Genomic DNA, 25,123 nt, shown 5'->3' with positions numbered 1-25,123 from the left:
CGTGATTGAATTTGTAAAAGGATCCGTCGCCTATGTGTGCGCGGAATATATAACGTTGGATGTTTCGGGCGTCGGCTACAAAGTAAATGTGCCTAACCCGTTTTTTTATCGTGAACAAGACGAACATGTAATCGTGTTTACGCACCATTACGTGCGCGAAGACCAACAGACGCTATACGGTTTCCGGTCACGCCGGGAGCGTGAGCTGTTCAATAAATTGCTCGGCGTCAACGGTATCGGGCCGAAAGGGGCGCTCGCTATCGTCGCATCGGGCGACATGGACGCCTTGATCGACGCGATCGAGACCGAGAATGAGAAGTATTTGACGAAGTTCCCTGGCGTCGGCAAGAAGACGGCCAAACAGATGGCGCTCGACTTGAAAGGGAAGCTTTCCGAGCTCGCCCCGGACTACGTGCCACAGACGGGCTTGTTCGCCCAAGGCGCATCCGAACTCGACGAGGCGTGCGAGGCGCTCGTTGCCCTCGGCTACTCGGAGCGTGAGATCGCTCGGGTCCGGAAAGAACTGAGCGCAGAAATCTTGACGACAGACGCTTACATAAAGCGCGCCTTGCAGTTGTTGTTGAAATAAGGAGGAAGCTATGGACGAACGGTTGTTGTCACAATCCCATCAACAATATGAAGATTCAGAAGAGTGGAGCCTGCGCCCGCAAAAGTTCGAGCAATATATCGGACAAGAGAAAGCGAAAGGTAACTTATCCATCTTCATCCAGGCGGCGAAACTGCGCCGTGAAACGCTCGACCACGTCCTCCTGTACGGTCCTCCGGGGTTAGGGAAGACGACGCTCGCCCAAATCATCGCCAACGAGATGGGTGTCGGCATCAAGACGACGGCTGGCCCTGCCATCGAACGGCCGGGCGATTTGGCGGCGATTTTGTCGACGCTCGAGCCGGGCGACGTGTTGTTCATCGACGAGATTCACCGACTCAGCCGGACGATCGAAGAGATTCTCTATCCGGCGATGGAAGACTATTGTCTCGACATCGTCTACGGTCAAGGCGAGATGGCGCGAAGCGTCCGCATCGACTTGCCGCCATTCACGCTCGTCGGCGCGACGACGCGGGCCGGAATGCTCTCGGCCCCGCTCCGTGACCGTTTCGGCGTGACGCTCAAACTCGAGTATTACGAGACGCACGAACTCGCCGCCATCGTCAGCCGGACGGCGCAACTGTTCCGTCTTTCGATTTCGCCGGAAGCGAGCGGTGCCATCGCAAAACGTTCGCGCGGCACGCCGCGGATCGCCAACCGGTTGCTCCGCCGTGTCCGTGACTTCGCCCAAGTGGCGGGGACGAAAGAAATCGGCCCGGTACTCGCTTCAGACGCGCTCGACCGGTTGCACGTCGACGCGCTCGGACTCGATGAGGTCGACCACCGGCTCTTACGGGCGATGGTCGAACGGTTCGGCGGCGGACCGGTTGGACTCGAGACGCTCGCCGCGACGATCGGCGAAGACGCCCAGACGATCGAAGACGTGTACGAACCGTATTTGCTGCAACAAGGTTTCCTGCAACGGACGCCGCGAGGGCGGATGATCACCCAGTATGCGAAGACGCATTTTGGTTATGAAGAGGAGTAACAGATATGCAAGACATTCAATTGAACGTAAACGACTATGATTTTGAGTTACCAGAAGAACTGATCGCCCAAGTGCCGCTTCTCGACCGGACGAGCTCACGCTTGCTCGTCCTCGACCGCGACACAGGCGACATCGAGCACCGGCATTTCCGCGACGTGCTCGACTATTTACATGCAGGCGACGCCCTCGTCGTCAACGACTCGCGCGTGCTCCCGGCCCGACTGTTCGGGGCGAAGCAAGAGACGGGCGGCAAAGTCGAATTGTTGCTCTTGAAGCAGACGGAAGATGACGTCTGGGAAGCGCTCGTCAAGCCGGCGAAGAAAGTGCGCGTCGGCGCCATCGTCGAGTTCGGTGACGGACTTCTCCGCGCCGAGTGCGTCGAGGAGCTCCCTGAAGGCGGACGCCGCTTCAAGTTCGATTACGATGGCATCTTCTATGAGATTTTAGATGAGCTCGGCACGATGCCGCTCCCGCCTTATATCCGCGAGCAGCTCGACGACCAAGACCGTTATCAGACGGTGTATGCGAAAGAGCGGGGGAGCGCGGCCGCACCGACGGCAGGCCTCCACTTCACGGAAGAATTGCTCGAGGCGGCACAAGCGAAAGGCGTCAAGCTCATCCCGCTCACGCTCCACGTCGGGCTCGGCACGTTCCGTCCGGTGACGGCCGATTCGATCGAGGAGCATACGATGCACAGCGAATATTTCGAGCTGTCGGCCGCTTCGGCTGAGGCGCTCCGCGACGTCCGTGCGAACGGCGGCCGCGTCTTCGCCGTCGGGACGACATCGACCCGAACGCTCGAGACGATCGTGCGCGACCACGGGGACTTCGTCGAGTCATCGGGCTGGACGGACATCTTTATTTACCCAGGCGTCGAGTTGAAGGCAATCGATGGACTGATCACAAACTTCCATCTGCCGAAGTCGACACTCGTCATGCTCGTCTCGGCGTTCGCGTCACGCGACATCATCTTGAACGCGTACCGCACCGCGGTACAAGAACGTTACCGCTTCTTCAGTTTTGGAGACGCGATGCTCATCACGAGGAAGGAAGAGAACAAATGACCAAACACGCAGTCACATACGAACATATTCACACATGTAAACAGACAGGGGCGCGGCACGGGATCGTCCATACGCCGCACGGCTCGTTCGAGACACCTGTCTTCATGCCGGTCGGCACACAGGCGAGCGTCAAGACGATGGCTCCTGAGCAAGTGAGAGCGATGGGAGCGAACATCATCCTATCGAACACGTACCACTTATGGATCCGTCCGGGGCACGAGGTCGTCAAACAAGCGGGCGGCCTGCACAAGTTCATGAACTGGGACGGCGCCATCTTGACGGACTCTGGCGGGTTCCAAGTGTTCTCGCTCGCCGACCTTCGTAACATCCAAGAAGAGGGTGTCCATTTCCGCAACCATTTGAACGGGGACAAGCTGTTCCTCTCACCAGAGAAGGCGATGGAGATTCAAAACGCGCTCGGTTCGGATATTATGATGGCGTTCGACGAGTGCCCGCCGTTCCCGGCGACACATGAGTACATGAAGAAGTCGGTCGAACGGACGAGCCGTTGGGCCGAGCGTTGCCTCGAGGCACACACGCGCCCAGAGGACCAAGCGTTGTTTGGGATCATCCAAGGGGGAGAATACGAGGACCTTCGCCGTCAAAGTGCGGCCGATCTCGTCTCACTCGACTTCCCGGGTTATGCGGTCGGTGGACTGTCGGTCGGGGAACCGAAAGACGTCATGTATCGCGCGCTCGAGTTCACGACGCCGTTCATGCCGGAAGACAAGCCTCGCTATTTGATGGGTGTCGGCTCGCCGGACGCGTTGATTGAAGGGTCGATTCGCGGAATCGACATGTTCGACTGCGTCTTGCCGACGCGGATTGCCCGCAACGGGACGCTCATGACGTCGAAAGGGCGCGTGACGATCAAGCATGCGAAACATAAGACCGACTTCGGGCCGATCGATGAGAAGTGTGATTGCTACACGTGTAAGAACTACTCACGCGCGTACGTCCACCACTTGATCCGTGCCGACGAGATGTTCGGGCTCCACCTCTGCTCGACACACAACCTTCACTTCCTCGTGAAGTTGATGGAACAAGTGCGTCAAGCGATTCGCGAAGACCGTCTGCGCGACTTCAAAGAAGAATTTTTCGAAGAATATGGGTATAACAAACCGAACGCCAAGAATTTCTAATTCTTCCACAGTCATTGTGTGACAACGTTTCAGTTTCACGGTATAATGAACCTGATATTGAAGGAAAGGGTGAATTTTACACATGGAAACTCTCATTGCATTATTGCCGATGATCCTTATTTTCGTCGTATTCTACTTCTTGTTGATCCGTCCACAGACGAAACGTCAGAAAGAAGTTCAATCGATGCAAAACGCGCTTGAGCGTGGGGATCACGTCGTAACAATCGGCGGCCTTCACGGCGTCGTCCACCAAATCGAAGACACGCAAGTCGTGTTGAAGTGCGACCAGTCGCTCCTCCGTTTCAACCGGAGCGCGATCGCTGAAGTCGTCAAAAAAGCAAACGCTTCGTTCGCGGAGTAAGCAAAAAAGTCTGACCGGACACCCGGTCAGACTTTTTGTTTGGCCTTCAAGAGCTGTGGCACGATGCGACGCGCGGCTTCTTGTCCACCGTAAATGGCGCGGGCGAACGGTCCGAGAATCAAATCGGCATAAGGACCGGTCATATAGAAGTCATCCGTCCAGGCGAGCGTCTCGTCGAGCACCGGTGTGCCGCACGGCGTGAGCGGGAGGTCAAGTTGCTCAAGCAACGGTCGTAAAAACGACTGATTCGGGTCGATTGGCCGGATGCCGGTGCAGCAGACGACTTCCTCGGAAGGGACGGACACACCGTCGACGAAGAGCCGGCTACCGTCGCGGACCGGCTCACCGATGACGTGATGGATGATCCCGTCGCGAATCAACCGCTTCACTTTCAAGACGAGGTCGTTCGGAGACGTGCCCGGTTTTCGTTCGCGCTTCACGAACGCCCGTTTTTCGCGCCAATTGTCGTCGAGCTCATAAAACGCGCGCAACCCTTTCGGACCCATGAAACTGCGGTCGGCATCGAACTGGCTCACTTCGAGCGGGCGTTTCGTGACGAGCGTGACGAGATGACCCTGTTTCACGCGGGCGATCACGTAGTGGAGCGCCGTGATGCCTCCGCCGACGATCGTCACGACATTGCGTTCCCGTACGTCTTCTTTTGCGAAGACGTGGCGACATGTCGGTAAGTCACCCCATTCGGGTAGGTGCATCGTGCTCGATTGTCCTGTTGAGACGATAACGGTTTCCGCTATGATGCGGCGATTAGTCGTGGTGACGACGTATCCTTCCTCCGTGCGTTCAATCGATTGGACCGCCTCGTTACCGATCAAGCGAGATTCAAGCTCCAAGTCCTGAATCGTCCGGTCACAATGATCGTTGAACAAGGCGAGCGAGGGTCTGCCGAACCGGTCTTTGAAATGATTCGACCCATAATCGTGACGCGTCGCGAACTGTTTCAACGCGTGCGGGTTCGAGGAGACGTGATGGACCCGTGTCGAGCGCAGATGGGTCATCTCTATTTCCGCCGTCTGTGTTTTCCAATTGGCTAGCAGTCGGTCGTTCGCGTCGATGATGAGCAAGTCTTCGCGGCTGCCGCCTTGTTCGAGATAAGATACGGCGAGCGTCGTCCCGTGGATGCCGCCGCCGATGATCAATAGTCGTGTATGTGAAAGAATCATAGTGTACTCCTTAAACAGTAATTATTACGATTTAAGAATAACGGAAATGGCTGTTTTTTGTCAATCTTCGTCAATGAGTCGATTCATCGACCTTATTTCCAAAAATCAAATTGCATCGTGAAAACGTTTGCATTAAGGTCGAAATGAGAAGACTTTTGACATGAAGGAGAATGGACATGGACGTGAAACGATATGTACGACAGTTGACGAACTGGAGACGGAAGCCTCGAACAGCCAAAAAATTGGGACGGGCTTCGATGCGACGGAAAATGGCGATCGCCCTCGTCCCGACGATCATCGCGCTCTTGTTCGTCGGTGCGCTCGGCTCGTATCAGTTGCAACGGACGACATCCGAGTACGACCGCGTCTTGAATGACGGGCTCGAACAGATGTTGATCGCCGAAGATTTGGCGCTCACCGTCACGGATGCAGAACGCTATTTGAACTATTATTTGCTCGTCTCGAACCCGAAGACGCTCATCAGCCTTGAGGCGTCGCAACAGAAGCGGGATGAGTTGATGGACAGCTTGCAAGCGGCGTCGACAGACGAGAAGGTGCTCAGCTGGCTCGGTGACTTGGAAAAGTTCAATCAACATCTCGATACCGAGATGGGACGTGCCATCGAGCTCCGGCAACAACAAGATGAGATCGGCTTCAAGACGGTGCTCAACACGAGCGTGACGCCGACGACGGACCGGGTGCGGATGACGGTGACAGACCTCGTCGCCCATCAAGCCGAGCTATTGTCGGCAGAGACGGATGCCGTTCAAACGAGCGCGGCCCAGTCAATCGTATGGATGATCATCATTAGTGTCATCGGGGTCGGCATCGGGATCTTCTCGTTGCTCGCTTTACAAAAACTGTTCTTGAAACCGATCAATCGCCTCGTCAATGAGGCACGTGTCGTCGCGGAAGGCGACTTGACGGGAGAAGACATCGAGGTCGAGTCGAACGACGAACTCGGGGACCTCGTCACGGCGTTCAACGATATGAAGCGGAACCTCGTCGGCTTGATTCGCCAAGTCGGCGCCGCCTCGGACAAAGTGACGGCGTACTCGGAAGAACTGTATGCGAGCACCGATCACGTCGCGACGACGACACAAGGCGTGGCCGGTCTGTTCGAAGACATGAACATCGCCGCCCAATTGTCGGCCAAACGAGCTGAGGAAGGTACGTCCGGCGCCAATCAAGCCGTCATCGGCCTGAACCAGATTGCGGCCGCCTCGCAAGGCGTGAACGAACAGACGATCCACACGCTCGAAGCGGCGAGCGGGGGACTCGAGACGATCCAACTCGCCGAGGCGAGAATGCAGGAGATTCAACGGGCCAACGATTTGACTCAACAAATGGTCGAGCGGCTCTCGAACCAGTCACTCGAGATCGAGAAAATCACCCGCTCGATTACGGCCATCACCGAGCAGACGAACTTGCTCGCCTTGAACGCCGCCATCGAAGCGGCACGGGCGGGAGAGCACGGAAAAGGGTTCGCCGTCGTCGCGGCCGAGGTGCGGAAACTCGCCGAGGAGTCGAAACAGTCGGCCAAACAGATTCAAGCGGTCGTCGGCGACATCCAACGCGACACGAAACAAGTCGAGTCGGCGTTTGACGTGACGAGCGGACACGTCTCGAGCGGGGTCGCCCAAATGGGGGAAGTCGCGGAAGCGTTCAAGGAGATCGTCTCGGTCATTCAAGAGACGTCCCGTCAGATGAGCGAGATCGCCGCCGCGACAGAAGAAGTGAGCGCGAACACGACGGAAGTTGCCGTCTCGGTCGAGGATATGTCGACGAACGCCGTATCGACGCAACGGAGCGTCGAAGAGGCCGGGGCGAACGTGGAAGAGCAACTCGCCGCCATCCAAGAAATCAACGGCATCGCCGAGACGATGAGCCACATGTCGGTCGAGCTGAAGGACCTTGTTCATTTGTTTAAGACGTCTTAAGTCGAAGTGAACAGGTGATGAAATATCCTTTCGAAAAGATTGCGACACTCCATCTCAAGACGGGGTGTTGCAATCTTTTATCTTGATCAGTCATTTATATCGTATGATAAGTTTATCTAGAAAGGGACGTGTAAAACTTCAATCTCTCATTGTTTTGTATCAATGATCAGACTACTTTAGAGCGAGGTAAACGATGGACAATTCAAAAGATCTAATCGAGCTAGTGTTAGACGTTACTGCAAGCGATGCCGAAAGAGACGACGCTGCAATAGATTTAGGCTTCGTTTCGAATGACCCATCAATACAAACTGCGCTGTTGACCATTGCCAATGATAAACATACAGATGAAATGATACGAGCAAGTTGCGGTGAGTCTTTAGCCCAAATTTGGATGAAGAATAATGAATTTGATCTTAATAACCTTTCTAGGCTTAGAGGAATTGCTCATGTGGAAGCACTAGAATGTTTTGAACGGGAAAATTCGGACGAGTAATTAATATGGAAAAAAATAAGAGGTCGTTGAGACGGATAATCCGTTCCAACGACCTCTTTCATATAGTCTCAACTGTCATAGTCTTGTTTCTATTACATTAAGAGCACAAGGCTCGTCGCCATGACCATCATCCCGGCGACCATGCCGTACACCGCATGGTGGGCGCGGCCGTATTCACGGGCGGCCGGTAACAGTTCATCGAGTGAGATGAACACCATGATGCCACCGACGGCGGCGAACAACAGACCGAACACCGTGTCGCTCAAAAACGGCATTAAAATCAAGAAACCGACGATGGCGCCTGCCGGTTCGGCAAGACCAGATAAGAATGAGTATTTGAGTGCCTTTTTCCGGGAACCGGTCGCGTAATAGATCGGTACCGAGACGGCGATCCCTTCCGGTATGTTATGGAGGGCGATTGCGATCGCGATGGCGAGACCGACGGCCGGGTCGTTCAAGGCCGAGATGAACGTCGCCAAACCTTCCGGGAAGTTATGAATCGTGATGGCGAGCGCCATGAACAGGCCCATCTTATGAAGGCGTTTTTTAGACGCTTCGTTGAGCGGGGCCTGTGCCGTCGCCGTCGTCGCCATCTCTTGCGTCGACGGGTCGGTTTGCATCGTCTCGACGAACTTCACTTCATGCGGGTTCTCCGGTGACGGGATGAACTTGTCGATGAGAGCGATGAGCAGCATCCCGCCGAAGAAGGCGAGTACCGTATAAATCGTCCCGGCCTGTTCGCCGTGGGCGCCGATCAGTTCTTCGAGCGCTTTCGGAAAGATCTCGACGAACGAGACGTAAATCATGACCCCGCCTGAAAAACCGAGGGACACGGACAAGAAGGCCGTGTTCGTCCGTTTGGCGAAGAACGCGATCATACTCCCGATGCCGGTCGCGAGTCCGGCGAATAAGGTAAGCAAGAAGGCGTAAAGAATTGTGCTATCCATAAGTTAAAGCTCCTTTGTGTATAGTTTTCATTTTTCGATAAATTCAGCATACAACAAGTTTTGCCCTTGCGCAACATTTAGTCTCTAACGCAAAAACAATCATGGGAAATGACCGTTTGGTGTTACAATTTTAGGAAAACGATTGATAATTGTTTAGAATATTTGTAATGTTAACGAGAGAAGATTTTCAAACAGAACATGTGTTTTAGAAAGGAAATAGCCGTATGTACAAAAAAGGGAATATTGCGATCTTTGCGGTCATTATGATCGCCACGATCTTGCTCGCCGTGCTCACGACACCTTGGGTCGTGAAAAACACGAACCTCGGACTCGACTTAAAAGGTGGGTTCGAAGTGCTGTACGAAGTGCAGCCGCTCGAGGACGGCGACGTCATCGACCAGTCGGCGATGAATGCAACCGTTCGCGCCATCAACAACCGTGTCAACGTGCTCGGGGTATCGGAACCTGATATCCGCATCGAGGACAGCAACCGCATCCGCGTCCAGCTCGCGGGCGTATCGAACCAAAACGATGCGCGGGAAGTATTGTCATCGACGGCACAGCTCACGTTCCGTGACATCGACGACAACGTCCTCCTCGACGGGAAAGACCTCGCACCACGCGGGGCCTCGATCAGCTACAACCAACAAGGTCAGCCGGTCGTCGAGTTGACGCTCCAATCAGCCGACAAGTTCGGTGAAGTGACGTCGCAAATCTCGCAACGTCCGGCACCGGAAAACCGTCTCGTCATCTGGTTAGATTTTGAAGAAGGCGACACGTATGAAACAGAGATTCAAAAAGAGAACTCGAAAATCGTATCGGACGCATCGGTCAACGGACCGATCTTGTCGGATAAAGCGATCATCTCCGGTGGCGGCATCGATGCCGAGAGCGGACAGCGCCTTGCCGATATTTTGAACGCCGGTGCCCTTCCGGTCAAGCTTGAAGAAATCTACTCGACGTCGGTCTCGGCCCAGTTCGGTCAAGACGCGCTCGACAAGACGGTCTTCGCTTCCTTGATCGGGATTGCCGCAGTCTTCTTGTTCATGTTGTTCTTCTATCGTTTGCCAGGTCTCGTCTCAATCATCACGCTCGTACTTTACATCAACTTGATCATGTTGTTCTTCAACGGTATCAACGCCGTGTTGACACTTCCAGGGATCGCTGCCCTCGTCCTCGGGGTCGGGATGGCGGTCGATGCGAACATCATCACGGCGGAGCGGATCAAAGACGAGCTTCGCTCCGGGAAATCGGTGTTGTCGGCATTCCGCGCCGGTAACCGCCGTTCCCTCAGCACGATCATCGATGCCAACTTGACGACGCTCATCTCGGCCGCGGTGTTGTTCTACTTCGGGACGAGCTCGGTCAAAGGGTTCGCCATCATGCTCATGATCTCAATCGCGATGACGTTCATCTCGAACGTCTTCATCTCACGTTATTTGATGCACCTTCTCGTCGCTAGTCGCTTGTTCGACAAGCGCAAAGGCTGGTTTGGTGTGAAGGAGAGTGAAATCCGTGAACTTTAAACTCACTGAATGGAACTATGTGAAACATATGCGCACGATGTTCCTCATCTCGTGCGCCATCGTCATCATCGGTCTCGGCATCTTGTTCTTCCGTGGTCTCAACCTCGGGATCGACTTCGCATCCGGGACACGGGTCGAAGTCCAGTCCGAGACTCAAGTGTCGCAAGAAGAACTAGAAGCCGCCTTTAGAGAAGCCGGTGTCGACGAGTCGATTTCGTCTGTCCAGTACGCTGACGGCGGGACGCTCGCGAACGTGACGTTCGTCGGACAGCTCGGTCAACAAGACGTCGCTTCTGTCAAAGACGTCTTCACGGAGACGTTCGGCAGCGACCCGAACATTAGCACCGTCTCGGCCGAAGTCGGCCGCGACATCGCCCGCAACGCGATCTATGCGGTCGCGCTCGCCTCGCTCGGGATCATTCTCTACATCACGTTCCGTTTTGAATTCTCATATGCGGTCGCGACCGTCGTCGCGATGCTCCACGATGCGTTCTTCATGATCGTCGCTTTCTCGATTTTCGGCATCGAGGTCAACTTGTACTTCGTCGCCGCAATCTTGACGATCATCGGTTACTCGGTCAACGATACGATCGTCACGTTCGACCGTGTCCGTGAGAACATTCAAACGTATGAGAAAGAGCGGAAGATCAAGTCGATGGACGTCTACCGCTCAATCGTCAACCAATCGATCCAAGAGACGATCGTTCGCTCGGTCAACACGGTCATCACCGTCATCTTGACGGCACTTGCGCTCTACGTGTTCGGCGCCGAATCGATTCGTGGCTTCGCGGTCGCCCTTCTCGTCGGCTTGTTCATGGGGATGTATTCATCGCTCTTTATCGCTTCTTACTTGTGGTTGCTCCTTAAACGGACGACACTCAATAAAAAGAAAGCTGAGCCTGCCCCAGAAGTATAATTCCTTGGTCTCCCGAGTTCGCTCGGGGGACCTTTTTAAATGTCAAGACGGCACATCCACGGTTCCATCTGATATAATCAACAGTTGATTGGAGTGAAGGACATGTATCATGCAAAAAAACGGTGGGTGTATCCGGAAGCGGATACGGTCGCTATCGAACGAATCCAAACCGAACTGAATATATCGGAGCAACTCGCGACGCTCCTCGTCGAACGCGGACATCACGATGTGGAGGCGGCGAAAGCGTTCCTTCACATCGAGGACGAGCTGTCGTTCCACGACCCGTTCTTGTTTGAACAGATGGACAAAGTCGTCAAACGCTTGAAACAGGCGGCTGATGACGGGGAGATGGTCCTCATCTACGGCGACTACGACGTCGACGGGGTGAGCGCCTCGGCCGTCATGTGGCACGCCTTGACCGAAATCGGCGTCATGGCCGAATGCTATATCCCGAATCGGTTCACGGAAGGGTATGGGCCGAATAAAGAGGCGTTCAGTTGGGCGGCGAATGAAGGGTTCACGCTCATCATCACCGTCGACTGCGGCATCTCCGGAATTGAAGAGGCGGCGCTCTTAAAAGAACTCGGTGTCGATTTGATTCTCACCGACCACCACGAGCCGAAAGAGACGCTCCCGGATGCGTTCGCCATCATCCACCCGCATCTCGATGCCACGTACCCGTACGATAAGTTGGCTGGTGCCGGTGTCGCCTTGAAGGTCGCCCACGCGGTGCTCGGCCGTATGCCGGAAGAGCTGCTCGACTTGGCCGTCCTCGGGACGATCGCCGACCTCGTGCCGCTCGATGGCGAGAACCGTCTGCTCGCGAAGCTCGGCCTGAAGGCACTCGACGAGTCAAAACGTCCTGGGATCCTCGCGCTGCGCGAAGTATGCGCGTTGACGGATGCTCCGCTGAACGAGGAATCGGTCGGTTTCGCGTTCGGGCCACGGATCAATGCGGCCGGTCGCCTCGATTCGGCGATGCCTGCTTTGCAGATGCTCCTCGCCGAGACGGAAGCGGAAGCGCTCGAGCTCGCACAACAGCTCGACAAACAAAATAAAGAACGCCAAGATATCGTCAAGACGATTGCGAAAGAGGCGACCGAGCTCGTCGAGGCATCGATGACGGACGATCGCGTCCTCGTCGTTGCGAGCGAACGGTGGAATCCCGGTGTCGTCGGGATCGTCGCGTCACGACTCGTCGAGGCGTATTACCGCCCGGTCATCTTGCTCTGTCACGACCCGAAAACAGGGAAGGCGAAAGGGTCGGGCCGCTCGATCGATGGCTTCGACTTGTTCAAGGAACTATCGAAAAATGAAGACATCCTTCCGCACTTCGGTGGACACCCGGCTGCGGCCGGAATGACGCTCTTGTCAGAAAACGTCGCCGAACTGCGGAAGCGGTTGAACGAGCAGGCGGAAGCGATTCCGGATGAAACGTTCGTCGCCCGAGTGAACGTCGATTTGAAACTCGACGTGAACGATGTGACGCTCGACTTGATCGCCGAAATCGGTAAACTTGCCCCGTTCGGGATGGGGAATCCATCGCCGCGCGTCGTCGTGTCGGACGCAAGGCTTCGTGACATCCGACAAATTGGCCGTGATAATTCCCATTTGAAAGTGCAACTCGCTGGGGACAAACGCGAACTTGACGGTATCGGTTTTGGTTTCGGCCACGTCGTCTCGGAAATTTCAAAGATGTCCCACGTCTCGCTCATGGGCAGTTTGCAAGTGAACGAATGGAACGGGATGCGAAAGCCGCAGCTCATGATTCAAGACATGCGCGTCGACGATTTCCAAGTGTTCGATTATCGCGGCAAGAAGAATTCACGGCAAGAGCTGAATGACTTGCCGAAGGACGCGACCTCATTCGTCTCGTTCCAAGGGACGGACGAGACGTTCCCGCTTCATGAAGGGGATGAGCCGCTCAATCGTTTCGTCGTGTTGCTCGATTTGCCGGATGACGAGTCTGAGCTAGCTGAGCGTTTGCACGAAGGGGTCGAACGTGTGTACTGTGCGTTCGGTCAAGGCGGTGGGTCGTTCTTCGAGAAATTGCCGACACGGGAAGATTTCCGAACATACTACGTCCATATGGCGACGTGCGAACGGAAAAACTTGCGAGAAAACTTGATTCGTTTGTCAATCGAGCGAAAATGGTCAAAAAATACGATTCAATTTATGCATCAAGTATTCTCTGAACTCGAATTTCTTGTTACAATGGAAGACGGACTGCCTGGAGTAAATCCAGAAGCGCCGAAACGTGATTTGACCGAAGCGCCATGCTATAAACGTCGAGTCGGGAAACAACAACTCGAAGAGCGTTACGTCTATGCGTCGTTGGCGGAACTGAAAGAGCGGTTACAAACGTTGCGATCGAACAAGATGCAGGAGGCTTACTCATAAAATGGATTTCAAACAACATATTAAAGAAGTAGCGGATTACCCGAAAGAAGGAATCAGCTTTAAAGACATCACGTCACTCATGCAAGATGGTGTCGCTTATAAAAAAGCAGTGGACGAACTCGTCACGTATGCACAGGAGCGCGGCGCAGAACTCATCGCCGGTCCTGAGGCACGCGGTTTCGTCGTCGGTTGCCCGGCCGCTTACGCGCTCGAGATCGGCTTCGTGCCGGTCCGTAAAGAAGGCAAGTTGCCGCGCGAGACGGTTCGCGTCGCTTACGGTCTTGAATACGGGACAGACATCTTGACGATGCACAAAGATTCAATCAAGCCAGGTCAACAAGTCGTCATATTGGATGACTTGCTCGCGACAGGCGGAACGATTGAAGCGACAATCAAAATGATTGAACAACTCGGCGGTGTCGTCGCAGGAATCGGGTTCTTGATTGAGCTTGATGGCCTCGGCGGACGTGAGCGTCTCGAAGGATACGACGTATTCTCACTCATCCGTTACGAAGATTGATCGAAAGGGAAGCGCTCGCTTCCCTTTTTTGAATAGTTTTTGAGTAAAATAACCCACAACCTTTGACAGGTCGTCAGATTTTTTTGATAATAGTAAGTAAAATTAGAATAGATATGAACGTTTACTACTACCATGCTGCGTCGAATCCGAGACGATTGGGGCGGTTAGAAAAAGGGTGTCGAATGTTATGACCAAAAAACAAATCGTAAGTATTGAGGACCTTCTCGACGCGCTCGGGGAGTATATGGGTGAAGATGATATTGCCGAAGTGAAGCGCGCTTACGAATACGCAAAACTGCATCACACCGGTCAGTTCCGACGTTCCGGCGAACCCTATATCCTCCATCCGGTCCAAGTGGCCGGTATTCTCGTTGATATCGGGTTAGACGCGACGACGATCATCGGGGCACTGCTGCACGACGTCGTTGAAGATACGGACGTCACGCTCAAAGAGCTCGCTGACGAGTTCGGTGTGGACGTGGCCATGCTCGTCGATGGTGTGACGAAGCTCGGTAAGATCAAGTATAAATCGAAAAAAGAAGAGCTCGCCGAGAACCATCGCAAGATGATTATCGCGATGGCAGAAGACGTGCGCGTCATCTTGATCAAGCTCGCCGACCGTCTGCACAACATGCGGACGCTTCAACATATGCCGAAAGAGAAGCAAGTTCAAAAAGCAGAAGAGACGCTCGAGATTTTTGCCCCGCTCGCACACCGGATGGGGATCTCGACGATCAAGTGGGAGCTCGAGGATATTTCGTTACGTTATATCAATCCGCAGCAATACTACAAGATCGTCTCGATGATGAAACAGAAACGCACGGAACGGGAAGCACTCGTCACGTCGGTCATCACGGAAGTGAACGCGGTCCTCGAGGAAGTGAGTATCGAGGCGGACGTGAACGGTCGTCCGAAACACATCTATTCCATCTATAACAAGATGGTGAAACATAAAAAAGAATTCAATGAGATTTATGATTTGATGGCCGTCCGTATCATCGTCGACTCGATTCGTGACTGTTATGCCGTCCTCGGGATCATCCATACGCAGTACAAGCCGATGCCGGGTCGTTTCAAAGACTATATCGCCATGCCGAAACCAAACATGTATCAATCGCTCCACACGACGGTGATCGGACCGAAAGGTGAGCCGCTCGAAGTGCAGATCCGCACGAAAGACATGCACTTCATCGCCGAGTTCGGGATCGCCGCACACTGGGCGTATAAGGAAGGAAAGAACGTCGCGACGAACGGGTTCGATGAGAAGATCGCCCATCTTCGTGAAATTCTTGAATTGCAAAAAGATACGACGGACGCGGAAGAGTTCATGGAATCGCTCAAAGTCGATTTCTTCAGCGACATGCTCTACGTCTTCACACCGAAAGGCGACGTGTTTGAGTTGCCGAAAGGGTCGGTCCCAATCGACTACGCGTATCGCATCCACACCGAGATCGGACACAGGATGACGGGCGCGAAAGTGAACGGACGGATGGTGCCGCTCGACCATAAACTTGAGACAGGCGACATCATCGAGATCATCACGTCGAAACATAGTTACGGTCCGAGCAAGGACTGGCTCAAACTCGCCGTCTCGAGCCAAGCGAAGAACAAGATTCGCCAGTGGTTCAAACGTCAACAGCGCGAAGAGAACGTCGAGAAAGGCAAAGAACTCGTCGAGGTCGAAATCAAGAAACTCGGCTTCGAGCCGAAAGAAGTCATTGACGATCAATCGATTAGCGTCGTCGTCGAGAAGTTCAACTTCGGCAACGAGGAAGAGATGTATGCGGCTGTCGGCTATCACGGCATCACCGCTGCTCAAGTCGCCCACAAATTGACGGAGAAGCAGCGTAAAGAGCCGAAACTCGAGCTGTCTGACGCGATCAACGAGCTGAAAGTGAGTCAATCGCCGAAGAAGAAAACGGCCGAGGCTGGCGTCTCTGTGAAAGGGATCGACAACATGCTCATCCGGATGAGCCGCTGCTGTAACCCGGTGCCGGGTGACGAGATCGTCGGTTATATCACGCGCGGACGCGGCGTGTCGATTCACCGGAAAGACTGCTTGAACATCATCAACGAGCAGCATCCGGAACGTCTCCTCACGGTCGAGTGGGAAGCCGGACAAGCGAAAGAGAAGAACTACAACGTCGATATCGAGATCACAGGCTACGATCGGTCTGGTTTGTTGAACGACGTCCTCCAAGCCGTCTCGGCGACGAACACGAACATCGTCGCCGTCAGCGGACGCGGGGACACGAACAAACAGGCCCGCATCTCGATGACGATCTCGATCCCGAACGTGAACCATTTGCAAAAAGTCGTCGACCGAATCAAACAAATTTCGGACGTGTACTCGGTGAGCCGAGTCATGATGACGTGACGAAAGGAAGATTTCAGTGCGTGTATTGTTGCAACGAGTAAAAGAAGCATCCGTTACCGTCGACGAGGAAATCGTCGGCGCGATTGATGCCGGCTATCTGCTTCTCGTCGGCGTGACCCACGAAGATACCGAGACGGAAGTGAACTGGCTCGCCGATAAAGTGGCCGGTCTCCGTGTCTTTGAAGACGCGGACGAGAAGATGAACTTGTCGATTCAAGACGTCGCCGGCAAAGTGTTGTCGGTGTCTCAGTTCACGCTCTACGGCGATACGTTAAAAGGGCGCCGTCCCGCGTTCACGCAAGCAGCGAAACCTGACGTCGCCGAGACGCTTTACGAAAAGTTCAACGACCGCCTCCGAACGCACGGCCTCGTCGTCGAGACCGGGAAGTTCGGGGCGATGATGGACGTCGCGCTCGTCAATGACGGACCGGTGACGCTCATGCTCGAAAAAAACGCTTGACAGAAGCGGGCGTGATTCGGCATCATGAAGCATATAACCTAACACCTGTGATAAAGAAGAGTACGGTCACCCCACCAGCAAAGAGAGCGATGCCAAGGCTGAAAGCATCGACTGGATGATGACCCGAACGACACTTTGGAGGTGCTTCCTTGAACTCATAGTAGAGGGAGCCGTTTCATCGGGCGTTAACCGATTTCGAGTGGCAGAGTTTCAAGCATTGGCTCTGCAACGAGGGTGGTACCACGGGAAACCTAGACAGGCTCTCGTCCCTTTGCGGACGAGGGCCTTTTTGTATTTTAAGGAGGGAATGTTGATGAAAGCACCACGCGGTACACAAGACCTGCTCCCGGGCACGGTCGAGACGTGGCAATATGTTGAAGAGAAATTACGCGACATCAGTGCCCGTTACAACTATAAAGAGATTCGCACACCGATTTTCGAGACGACGGATTTGTTCACACGAAGCGTCGGCGAGACGACGGATATCGTCCAAAAAGAGATGTTCACGCTCGTGAAAAAGGGCAAGGACGAGTACACGCTCCGTCCGGAAGGGACGGCCTCGGTCGTCCGTGCCTTCGTCACGAACAAACTGTTCGGCAGCCCCGACCAGCCGACGAAATTGTATTACATGGGACCGATGTTCCGTTATGAGCGTCCGCAAAAAGGCCGCTTCCGCCAACTGCACCAATACGGTGTCGAGGCGATCGGCAGCAGTGACCCGGCCGTCGACGCCGAGGTCATCAGCCTCGCCTATTCGATTTACAAATCGTTCGGTTTGAAGAAGATCAAAGTCGTCGTCAACTCGCTCGGGGACGCCGAGAGCCGCAACGCGCACCGTGAAGCGCTCATCCGTCACTTTGAACCGGTCGCGAGTGAGCTGTGCCAAGACTGTCAGACGCGGCTTCACCAAAACCCGCTCCGCGTGCTCGACTGTAAAGTCGACCGCGACCACCCGTCAATGAAGACGGCACCGTCGATCCTTGATTTCTTGAACGCTGAGTCGAAGGCGTACTTTGAGACAGTGCTCGAGCAGCTAGATGCGCTCGGCGTCGCGTACGAGGTCGACCCGACGCTCGTCCGTGGTCTTGACTACTATACGCACACGGCGTTTGAAATCATGTCGGAGGCGGAAGGGTTCGGCGCCATCACGACGCTTTGTGGCGGTGGACGCTACAACGGCCTCGTCCAAGACATCGGTGGGCCGGACATGCCGGGAATCGGCTTCGGAATCGGACTTGAACGCCTCATCCTCGCCCTTGAGAATGAAGGGGTTCTCCCGACGCTTGAGACAGGCCTTGACGTCTTCGTCGTCGCCCAAGGCGGCAAAGAAGTCGAAGTGACGGCGACGCGCCTATTGCAACTGCTTCGCATCGAAGGGTTCAAAGCGGATCGCGACTACCTCGGCCGCAAGTTCAAAGGTCAATTCAAACAAGCCGACCGCTTACAGGCGAAATTCACCGTTATCCTCGGAGACGACGAAGTCGAGCGCGGCTCGGCATCGCTCAAAGTGATGGCGACAGGGGAACAAATCGACGTGCCGCTCTCGGCCGTCGCAGACAAAATTCGTGAACTATCGGAAGGAGCAGCACAATGATTGGACGCACACATATGAACGGCCGCGTGACCGAGTCACTGATCGGCCAAGAAGTACAACTTAAAGGATGGGTACAAAAACGTCGCGACCTCGGGGGTCTCATCTTCATCGACCTTCGTGACCGGACAGGCATCGTCCAAGTCGTCGTCCGCCCGGAAAACGAGGCGGTCCATAAGCTCGCCGAGTCGATCCGCAGCGAGTACGTCTTAGACATTAAAGGGACCGTCCTCGAGCGTGAGAACAAGAACCCGAACATGCCGACAGGGAACGTCGAAGTCATCGCCTCAGAGATCAACATCTTGAATGCGGCGAAGATGACACCGATCCCGATCGGGGACGAGGCCGAGAACGTATCGGAAGACCTTCGACTCAAGTACCGTTACCTCGACCTCCGTCGCCCGGCGCTCCAAGAAACGTTCCGTCTCCGTTCGAAAGCGTCGAACACGATCCGTAACTTCTTGACGGAAGAGGAGTTCCTCGAAGTCGAGACACCGATTTTGACGAAGTCGACACCGGAAGGCGCACGTGACTATCTCGTCCCGAGCCGTGTCCACGGCGGTGAGTTCTATGCGCTCCCACAATCGCCGCAGCTGTTCAAACAGCTCTTGATGGTAGCCGGATTTGACCGTTACTTCCAAATCGCACGTTGCTTCCGTGACGAAGACCTTCGGGCCGACCGTCAACCGGAATTCACGCAAGTCGACATCGAGACGAGCTTCATGGACGTCGAAGACTTGATGGCGATGATGGAATCGATGATGGCACAAGTGATGGAAGCGACGCTCGGTCGCACCGACACGCCAGCCAAATTCGAACGGATGACGCACTTCGAAGCGATGCGCCGTTTCGGTTCAGACAAACCGGACACACGTTTCGGTCTCGAACTGATTGACGTCGCGGACGCCGTCACAGGTGCCGGCTTCAAAGTGTTCGACATGGCGTTAGAATCGAACGGACAAGTGAAAGCGATCAACGTCAAAGGCGAGGCGGACAAATTCTCGCGTAAAGACATCGACAAGCTTCAAGAGTTCACAGCCGTCTACGGTGCGAAAGGACTCGCTTGGCTCAAAGTGACACCGGAAGGCTTGAACGGACCGATCGCCAAGTTCTTCGACGAGACGTACGCCCAGAAGTTGATCGAAGCGACGAACGCGGAAGCGGGCGACCTTCTCCTCTTCGTGGCGTCAAAACCGACTGTCGTCGCCGACAGCCTCGGCGCGCTTCGCGTCAAGCTCGGACATGAGCTCGGACTTATCGATGAGTCGAAGTTCAACTTCCTTTGGGTGACGGACTTCCCGCTCGTCACGTTCGAAGAAGAAGACGGCCGTTTCTACGCCAACCACCACCCGTTCACGATGCCAAACCGTGACGACCTCCATCTTCTCGAGACGGACCCAGCAAGCGTACGCGCCCTCGCGTATGACCTCGTCTTGAACGGGTATGAGCTCGGCGGCGGATCGCAACGGATTTATGAGCGTGACATTCAAGAGCGCATGTTCAAGTTGCTTGGCTTCACAGAAGAAGAAGCGGTCGACCAGTTCGGCTTCTTGCTCGAAGCGTTCGAATACGGTACACCGCCACACGCGGGCATCGCACTCGGTCTCGACCGTCTCGTCATGATCCTTGCGGGTCGTTCGAACCTGCGTGACACGATTGCCTTCCCGAAAACGGCTTCGGCGAGCTGTCTGTTGACACAAGCCCCAAGCCCGGTCGCGGACGCACAGCTCGAGGAGTTGTCGATTCGCACCGCGGTGAAAGAGAAGAAATAAGTGTTCGTTACAAGGACCCGTCAATTGGCGGGTCTTTTTTATATTTCTAAAGAAGGGAAATGATGTTATGATTATGGAATAAATTGTATGTAGAGTAGGGGATAATGATGAAACGAAACAAAAGCATGATATGGGTCGGACTCACGATGGCCGTGTCGGTCGCTTTGTCCGGTTGCTTCGCGGAATCGAAAGCAACACCACAAATCGAGAAATCCATTGATGAGACGGTGACAAAATCAGTTCAAGAACATGACGACACGATTTCGTTGTCTAGTGCCGGGGAAATCGAGTCAGTCGGGGAAATGACGACGTATGACCTGTCGCTATTCTTCGCTGATCAAACACCGATGATCGCACCGGAGCATCTCGTCGACACGCGGATCGTCTATACGTATACGACGGGTGAGGCGACGCATGAAGTGTTCGTCTATGACACGGAACAAGCATCGAACCAATCGATTTACAAAACGTCCAAAACGATTGGCAATCTCGTCGGCATCGATGACGAGTTGGTTTGGCTCGAGTACGACATGGTTGAGGGTGAAGCTTTTGCCTGGACGATCTTTCGGATGAAGATGAGTGAAACGAAGCCGACTGAACTTGACGAAGGCGTCAGCGCGTTTCAGACGTCCCTTCCGCATGTGGTCACTTCAGAAGACAGCTTTATGTGGGTCGACTATGTGGCGTCAGAGGCGGTGACGACATCAAGTTTGGTGCATTATTCGCCGACGGAAGGGTCGGTTGAAACGTTACGGACGTACACGCTCCAAGAAGGAGAGAAACGGGACGGTGAGTACGCATTCGACTACCGTGGCGGTATGAACGGCGGAATTGTCCATCAAAGCCTATTTGATCATGGGGACAAAACGACGAGGCTTGTTTCAGCCGATGGTTCGTTTGACGAAGAGATGGGCGCATTGATTGATTTTGGGATGGGGACTGACTATGTCGCGCTCGGCAAAGAAGGTCGAGCGGAGTTTGTCTCGAAATCCTCTTCCCAAACGTTTGAATATAGAGGATCACAGACAAAGATATCGTTTGATGCGTTTCGTTTCCTAGACGACGATCGGATCCTTTTCCGGGAAGGGATGAATCGGTTGTTGATTGCAGACTTGAGTCAAGAAAGCGTAGCGACGTTACCGAACACGGGCGGGACGACGTCGAAACCGATTTACATCGACGGGTGTGTGGCCTATGGTGTGCTCACAGAGGATGGGTTGATTACGTTTAATACGATTCAAGTCGATTGAAACGTTAAAAGACGTCACTCCGCTTTTTAGGAGTGGCGTCTTTCTGCTTTTTTCTTCTACTCCTCTTGGTCACTCATCTTCTTCGCCGTCTGCTGAAGCGCGAACCCGAACGCGAACAGCGAGGCGATCACGGCCGTCATCGTATAGACAGAGTCCATGAAGGCAAGGTAGATACCGAACAAACCGAGCCCGAAGCTGAGCGCAAACAAAAGAATCAACTTCGGGTGTTTGACAAGCGTCTGCTTCATCGGCTCGGGACGTTCAACTGGCAACCGGTCCCGTCGGTCACGAGCAAATTCGAGTTGAACACTTGGCCGTTGCTCTTCAAGACGAGCGTCCGTTTGTCGTCACGATAGTCGATGATCATGTCTTCGTCGAGGAAGATCTTCGTCCAGTTCTTGATGAGGATCGGGCCGACGTTCGAGTCGATCTCGACGTCTTCCGGCGTCGTCTCGGTCACGTAGCGAATCTCGAAGATGCCGCTATTGCCACAGCCACAACCTTCCGTCTCATAAAACAAGTGCATCTGTCCCTTACGATCGCCTTTTAGAGCGCTAATCCGCTCTTGGGCATGCTCTGTAATTTGTACGTTCATTTGAATCAACTCCTTACTTCTATTATACCTTGCCTGAAAAAAGATTGAAAAAAACGTGCTTCCCATTTTCCACTTCCTGCAAAAAGGCGTAAACTATTTGTTTAGAAGGGGGAAACGACATGATCTCACGTTTTTTTTAGTTATTACCGTCCACATAAGAAGTTATTCATCCTCGATTTCTCGTTCGCCATCCTCGTTGGGCTGCTCGAGCTCGGCTTTCCGCTCGCCGTCCAATGGTTCATCGACGATTTGTTGCCAGGAGGGGAATGGAACTGGATTATCATCATCAGCATCGGCTTGCTCATCCTTTACATACTCGCCATGATGATGCAGTACGTCGTCAACTATTGGGGGCACAAGCTCGGAATCAATATCGAGACCGATATGCGCGAAGAGCTGTTCACCCACATCCATAAACAGTCGTTCCGTTTCTTCGATAACCATAAGACCGGCCATTTGATGAGCCGGGTGACGAACGACTTGTTCGATATCGGCGAAGTGGCGCACCATGGACCTGAAGACTTCTTCATCGCCATCATGACGCTCCTCGGCGCATTCGGGATTATGTTCTCGATTGATCCGCAGCTCGCACTCGTCACGGTCGTCGCCGTTCCGTTCCTCGTCATCATGATCACGTACGCCAACAAGAACATGAATAAGGCGTGGCAGAAGATGTATACGAACATCGGCGAAGTGAACGCCCGCGTCGAGGATAGTGTCTCGGGCGCACGCGTCGTCCAATCGTTCACAAACGAGACGTTCGAGATCAACCGGTTCCAACAAGACAACAACTTCTACCGCGGCTCGAAAATTGAGGCGTACCGGGTCATGAGTAAGTCGCTCGCCGGTATTTACATCACGACGCGGCTCATGACGTTACTCGTCCTCGTCTACGGGGCGTACTTGACGTATCAAGGTCAACTGTCTTACGGGCAGCTCGTCGGGTTCATCCTCTACATGAACTTGCTCATCAAACCGATCGAGAAGATCACGGCGCTCCTCGAGATGTATCCGAAAGGGATGGCCGGATTTAAACGATTCACGCAACTGCTAGATGAGGCGCCGGACATCGAGAACCGTCCGGACGCGGTCGACGTGAAGACGTTGAAGGGGAACATCGCTTTCCACGACGTGTCGTTCGGTTACTCGGACTACCGCCAAGTGTTGACGAATATCGACCTCGACATCGAGTCGGGGACGACGGTCGCGCTCGTCGGTACGAGCGGGGCCGGGAAGACGACGATCTGTTCGCTCATCCCGCGTTTCTATGACGTGACGGGTGGGGCCATCACGATTGACGGCATGGACATCCGTGACATGACGAAAGAGAGCCTCCGTCGTCAAATCGGGATCGTGCAACAAGACGTGTTCTTGTTCGCCGGGACGCTCCGGGAGAATATCGCCTACGGTAAACTTGACGCGACGGATGCAGAGATCATGCATGCGGTCGAGAAGGCGCACTTGAACTCGCTCGTCGAGGAGTTGCAGTATGGCCTCGAGACGCAAATCGGGGAGCGGGGCTTGAAACTGTCGGGCGGACAGAAGCAGCGCATCGCCATCGCTCGCATGTTCTTGAAGAACCCGCCGATCTTGATTTTGGATGAAGCGACGTCCGCGCTCGACACGGAGACGGAAGCGATCATTCAAGAATCGCTCAATGAACTCGCGGCCGATCGGACGACGCTCATCATCGCCCATCGGTTGGCGACCGTGAAGAATGCCGACCGTATCCTCGTCGTCACCGCCGACGGGATCGTCGAAGACGGGACGCATGATGAATTGAGCAATCAAGGCGGCGTCTTCGCAGGCCTGCTTCGCCGTCAGCAATTGTAATATCGGACAGCCACCAGACTTTTTGGTGGCTGTCGCGCGTTAGATGGTTATAGACAAGGAAACGATTGTGACGAGGAGGAAATAGATGATGAAAGCAGTGCAAGTCATCGGTTATGGCGACGTCGACCAACTACAAGTCGTCGACATCCCGGTCCCGGAACCGAAACAAGGAGAAGTGCTCGTACGCGTCAAAGCATGCGGCATCAACAATACCGAGATTTGGATGAGGGAAGGGGCGTACGGGAAGGATAAAGAGTCCGGCTGGCGTCCGGAAGGTGTCCAGTTCCCGCGCGTGCCCGGTTCAGATGTCACGGGCGAGATCGTGAGTGTCGGCAATGGCGTGAAAGAAACGATGATCGGGCGCCGTGTCATTTTATTCCCGTTCACGTCGAGCGGGGCGGACGGAGAAGAACATATCGCAGGTGATATGTCGTTCATCGGTTCCGAGTATGACGGCGGTTACGCCGAGTATGTCGCCTGGCCGGCAGATTTCTGCTACGACATGCCGCTCGACAGTTTCGTCGACAGTGCCGCGTTCACGGTGAGCGGGTTGACGGCGTGGCATATGAATGAACAGATTGAGATTCAGTCCGGACAGACGATCGTCGTCACGGGTGCGAGCGGCGGCGTCGGGCCGTTCAACGTCCAAATCGCGGCGAACGTCCACGGCGCGAACGTGTTCGCCATCGTCGGGGATTTAAAAGATGCGGACAAGTTGAAGGCACTCGGCGCGAGCCGTGTCTTTTCCTATCGTTCCGATACACTCGCCGATGATATTCTCGAAGCGAACGGGGGGGCCGGTCGATGCGGTGCTCGACGTCGTCGGTGACGCGTTGTTCAAGACGGCGCTCGATGTGTTGAAGAACGGCGGGAAGTTCTGTATATCCGGGTCGGCCGGTGGACAACAGACGCACCTTGATTTCCGGACGCTCTACTTGAAGCACATCACGATGTACGGATCGGTGCTCGGGACACGGGCCGAGTTTCAGGCGATGCTCGAGGCGATCAAATCAGGTCAGATGAAACCGGTCGTCGACCGGACGTTCTCGCTTGATGAGGCGCGAGACGCCCAGACGTATTTCAAACAACGGGGCAAGTTCGGGAAAATCGTCCTCATCCCATAACAGAAAAGAGAGGAGACCGGACGTAGACGTCCGATT

19 protein-coding genes, 2 pseudogenes and 1 other annotated feature are annotated in these 25,123 nt (G+C 54.4%); of the genes and pseudogenes, 17 read left to right on the top strand and 4 right to left on the bottom strand.

All coding sequences use genetic code 11. The annotated features are described in order from the left end of the window. Position 1 precedes the first annotated feature (1 nt). From ruvA to yajC, 5 genes are all read left to right on the top strand, one after another. Complete coding sequence (ruvA, locus tag P398_RS0112830; protein ID WP_024369881.1) at positions 2 to 589, top strand: Holliday junction branch migration protein RuvA; 588 nt, start codon at positions 2 to 4, stop codon at positions 587 to 589. A 10-nt stretch (positions 590 to 599) separates the two neighbouring features. Beyond that, positions 600 to 1,595 (top strand): Holliday junction branch migration DNA helicase RuvB, encoded by a 996-nt coding sequence (gene ruvB, locus P398_RS0112825; RefSeq protein WP_029335591.1) that lies wholly within the window; start codon positions 600 to 602, stop codon positions 1,593 to 1,595. 20 nt (positions 1,596 to 1,615) lie between these two features. Next, positions 1,616 to 2,659 (top strand): tRNA preQ1(34) S-adenosylmethionine ribosyltransferase-isomerase QueA, encoded by a 1,044-nt coding sequence (gene queA / locus P398_RS0112820; RefSeq protein ID WP_081828342.1) that lies wholly within the window; start codon positions 1,616 to 1,618, stop codon positions 2,657 to 2,659. Next, the gene (gene tgt, locus P398_RS0112815; RefSeq protein ID WP_029335589.1) at positions 2,656 to 3,801 is read left to right on the top strand and encodes a tRNA guanosine(34) transglycosylase Tgt; all 1,146 of its coding nucleotides are present in this window, start codon (positions 2,656 to 2,658) and stop codon (positions 3,799 to 3,801) included. Before queA ends, tgt begins: the two co-directional genes overlap by 4 nt. A gap of 82 nt (positions 3,802 to 3,883) precedes the next feature. After that, complete coding sequence (gene yajC, locus P398_RS0112810) at positions 3,884 to 4,162, top strand: preprotein translocase subunit YajC (RefSeq protein ID WP_024369885.1); 279 nt, start codon at positions 3,884 to 3,886, stop codon at positions 4,160 to 4,162. A 26-nt stretch (positions 4,163 to 4,188) separates the two neighbouring features. Here the strand turns inward: yajC and P398_RS0112805 are convergent, their stop codons facing one another. After that, positions 4,189 to 5,343: an NAD(P)-binding domain-containing protein gene (locus P398_RS0112805; RefSeq protein ID WP_029335588.1), complete on the bottom strand. Its 1,155-nt coding sequence runs from the start codon at positions 5,341 to 5,343 to the stop codon at positions 4,189 to 4,191. Positions 5,344 to 5,600: 257 nt separating this feature from the next. Here P398_RS0112805 and P398_RS0112800 point away from each other — a divergent pair, with 257 nt between their 5' ends. Further along, the gene (locus P398_RS0112800; RefSeq protein WP_235263387.1) at positions 5,601 to 7,283 is read left to right on the top strand and encodes a methyl-accepting chemotaxis protein; all 1,683 of its coding nucleotides are present in this window, start codon (positions 5,601 to 5,603) and stop codon (positions 7,281 to 7,283) included. 193 nt (positions 7,284 to 7,476) lie between these two features. Continuing rightward, positions 7,477 to 7,776, top strand: coding sequence for a hypothetical protein (locus tag P398_RS0112795; RefSeq protein WP_051638913.1), 300 nt, complete (start codon positions 7,477 to 7,479; stop codon positions 7,774 to 7,776). Between the two features lie 92 nt (positions 7,777 to 7,868). Here the strand turns inward: P398_RS0112795 and zupT are convergent, their stop codons facing one another. Next, complete coding sequence (zupT, locus tag P398_RS0112790) at positions 7,869 to 8,723, bottom strand: zinc transporter ZupT (RefSeq protein WP_024369889.1); 855 nt, start codon at positions 8,721 to 8,723, stop codon at positions 7,869 to 7,871. A gap of 224 nt (positions 8,724 to 8,947) precedes the next feature. On the opposite strand from zupT, the pseudogene secD reads away from it, so the two are divergent. The 8 genes and pseudogenes from secD (at position 8,948) to P398_RS0112750 (ending at position 21,535) form a co-directional block, all read left to right on the top strand. Then, positions 8,948 to 11,165 (top strand): annotated as a pseudogene (gene secD, locus P398_RS17190) (protein translocase subunit SecD). 102 nt (positions 11,166 to 11,267) lie between these two features. Further along, positions 11,268 to 13,565: a single-stranded-DNA-specific exonuclease RecJ gene (gene recJ, locus P398_RS0112780; protein WP_024369890.1), complete on the top strand. Its 2,298-nt coding sequence runs from the start codon at positions 11,268 to 11,270 to the stop codon at positions 13,563 to 13,565. Position 13,566: 1 nt separating this feature from the next. Next, the gene (locus tag P398_RS0112775) at positions 13,567 to 14,085 is read left to right on the top strand and encodes an adenine phosphoribosyltransferase (protein WP_024369891.1); all 519 of its coding nucleotides are present in this window, start codon (positions 13,567 to 13,569) and stop codon (positions 14,083 to 14,085) included. A gap of 187 nt (positions 14,086 to 14,272) precedes the next feature. After that, positions 14,273 to 16,462, top strand: a complete 2,190-nt coding sequence (locus P398_RS0112770) for a RelA/SpoT family protein (protein WP_024369892.1) — start codon at positions 14,273 to 14,275, stop codon at positions 16,460 to 16,462. A 16-nt stretch (positions 16,463 to 16,478) separates the two neighbouring features. Further along, positions 16,479 to 16,922 carry a D-aminoacyl-tRNA deacylase gene (gene dtd / locus P398_RS0112765; RefSeq protein WP_029335585.1) on the top strand — a complete coding sequence of 148 codons (444 nt, stop codon included), beginning with the start codon at positions 16,479 to 16,481 and terminating at the stop codon, positions 16,920 to 16,922. A 38-nt stretch (positions 16,923 to 16,960) separates the two neighbouring features. Continuing rightward, positions 16,961 to 17,196, top strand: a binding site (T-box leader). Positions 17,197 to 17,235: 39 nt separating this feature from the next. Then, positions 17,236 to 18,516, top strand: coding sequence for a histidine--tRNA ligase (gene hisS / locus P398_RS0112760; protein WP_034799231.1), 1,281 nt, complete (start codon positions 17,236 to 17,238; stop codon positions 18,514 to 18,516). After that, complete coding sequence (aspS, locus tag P398_RS0112755; RefSeq protein ID WP_029335584.1) at positions 18,513 to 20,285, top strand: aspartate--tRNA ligase; 1,773 nt, start codon at positions 18,513 to 18,515, stop codon at positions 20,283 to 20,285. Before hisS ends, aspS begins: the two co-directional genes overlap by 4 nt. Before the next feature lie 107 nt (positions 20,286 to 20,392). After that, a complete protein-coding gene (locus P398_RS0112750; RefSeq protein ID WP_029335583.1) occupies positions 20,393 to 21,535 on the top strand; it encodes a hypothetical protein in 1,143 nt (380 codons plus the stop codon). 56 nt (positions 21,536 to 21,591) lie between these two features. Here P398_RS0112750 and P398_RS0112745 read toward each other — a convergent pair whose 3' ends face one another. Together P398_RS0112745 and P398_RS0112740 are read right to left on the bottom strand one after the other, a co-directional pair. Then, positions 21,592 to 21,783, bottom strand: a complete 192-nt coding sequence (locus tag P398_RS0112745) for a hypothetical protein (protein ID WP_029335581.1) — start codon at positions 21,781 to 21,783, stop codon at positions 21,592 to 21,594. Further along, positions 21,780 to 22,130, bottom strand: a complete 351-nt coding sequence (locus tag P398_RS0112740) for an iron-sulfur cluster biosynthesis family protein (protein ID WP_024369898.1) — start codon at positions 22,128 to 22,130, stop codon at positions 21,780 to 21,782. Before P398_RS0112740 ends, P398_RS0112745 begins: the two co-directional genes overlap by 4 nt. A 168-nt stretch (positions 22,131 to 22,298) precedes the next feature. Between P398_RS0112740 and P398_RS0112735 the strand changes: the two genes are divergently transcribed. Continuing rightward, entirely contained in the window at positions 22,299 to 23,963 is a 1,665-nt protein-coding gene (locus P398_RS0112735; RefSeq protein WP_051638912.1) for an ABC transporter ATP-binding protein, read from the top strand. A gap of 88 nt (positions 23,964 to 24,051) precedes the next feature. Continuing rightward, positions 24,052 to 25,087, top strand: a pseudogene (locus P398_RS16175) (zinc-binding dehydrogenase). Positions 25,088 to 25,123 lie beyond the last annotated feature (36 nt).

The sequence above is a fragment of the Exiguobacterium aurantiacum DSM 6208 genome (genome assembly GCF_000702585.1).
In the GTDB taxonomy this organism is placed as follows: domain Bacteria; phylum Bacillota; class Bacilli; order Exiguobacteriales; family Exiguobacteriaceae; genus Exiguobacterium; species Exiguobacterium aurantiacum.
This window is presented reverse-complemented; position numbering and strand designations above follow the sequence as displayed.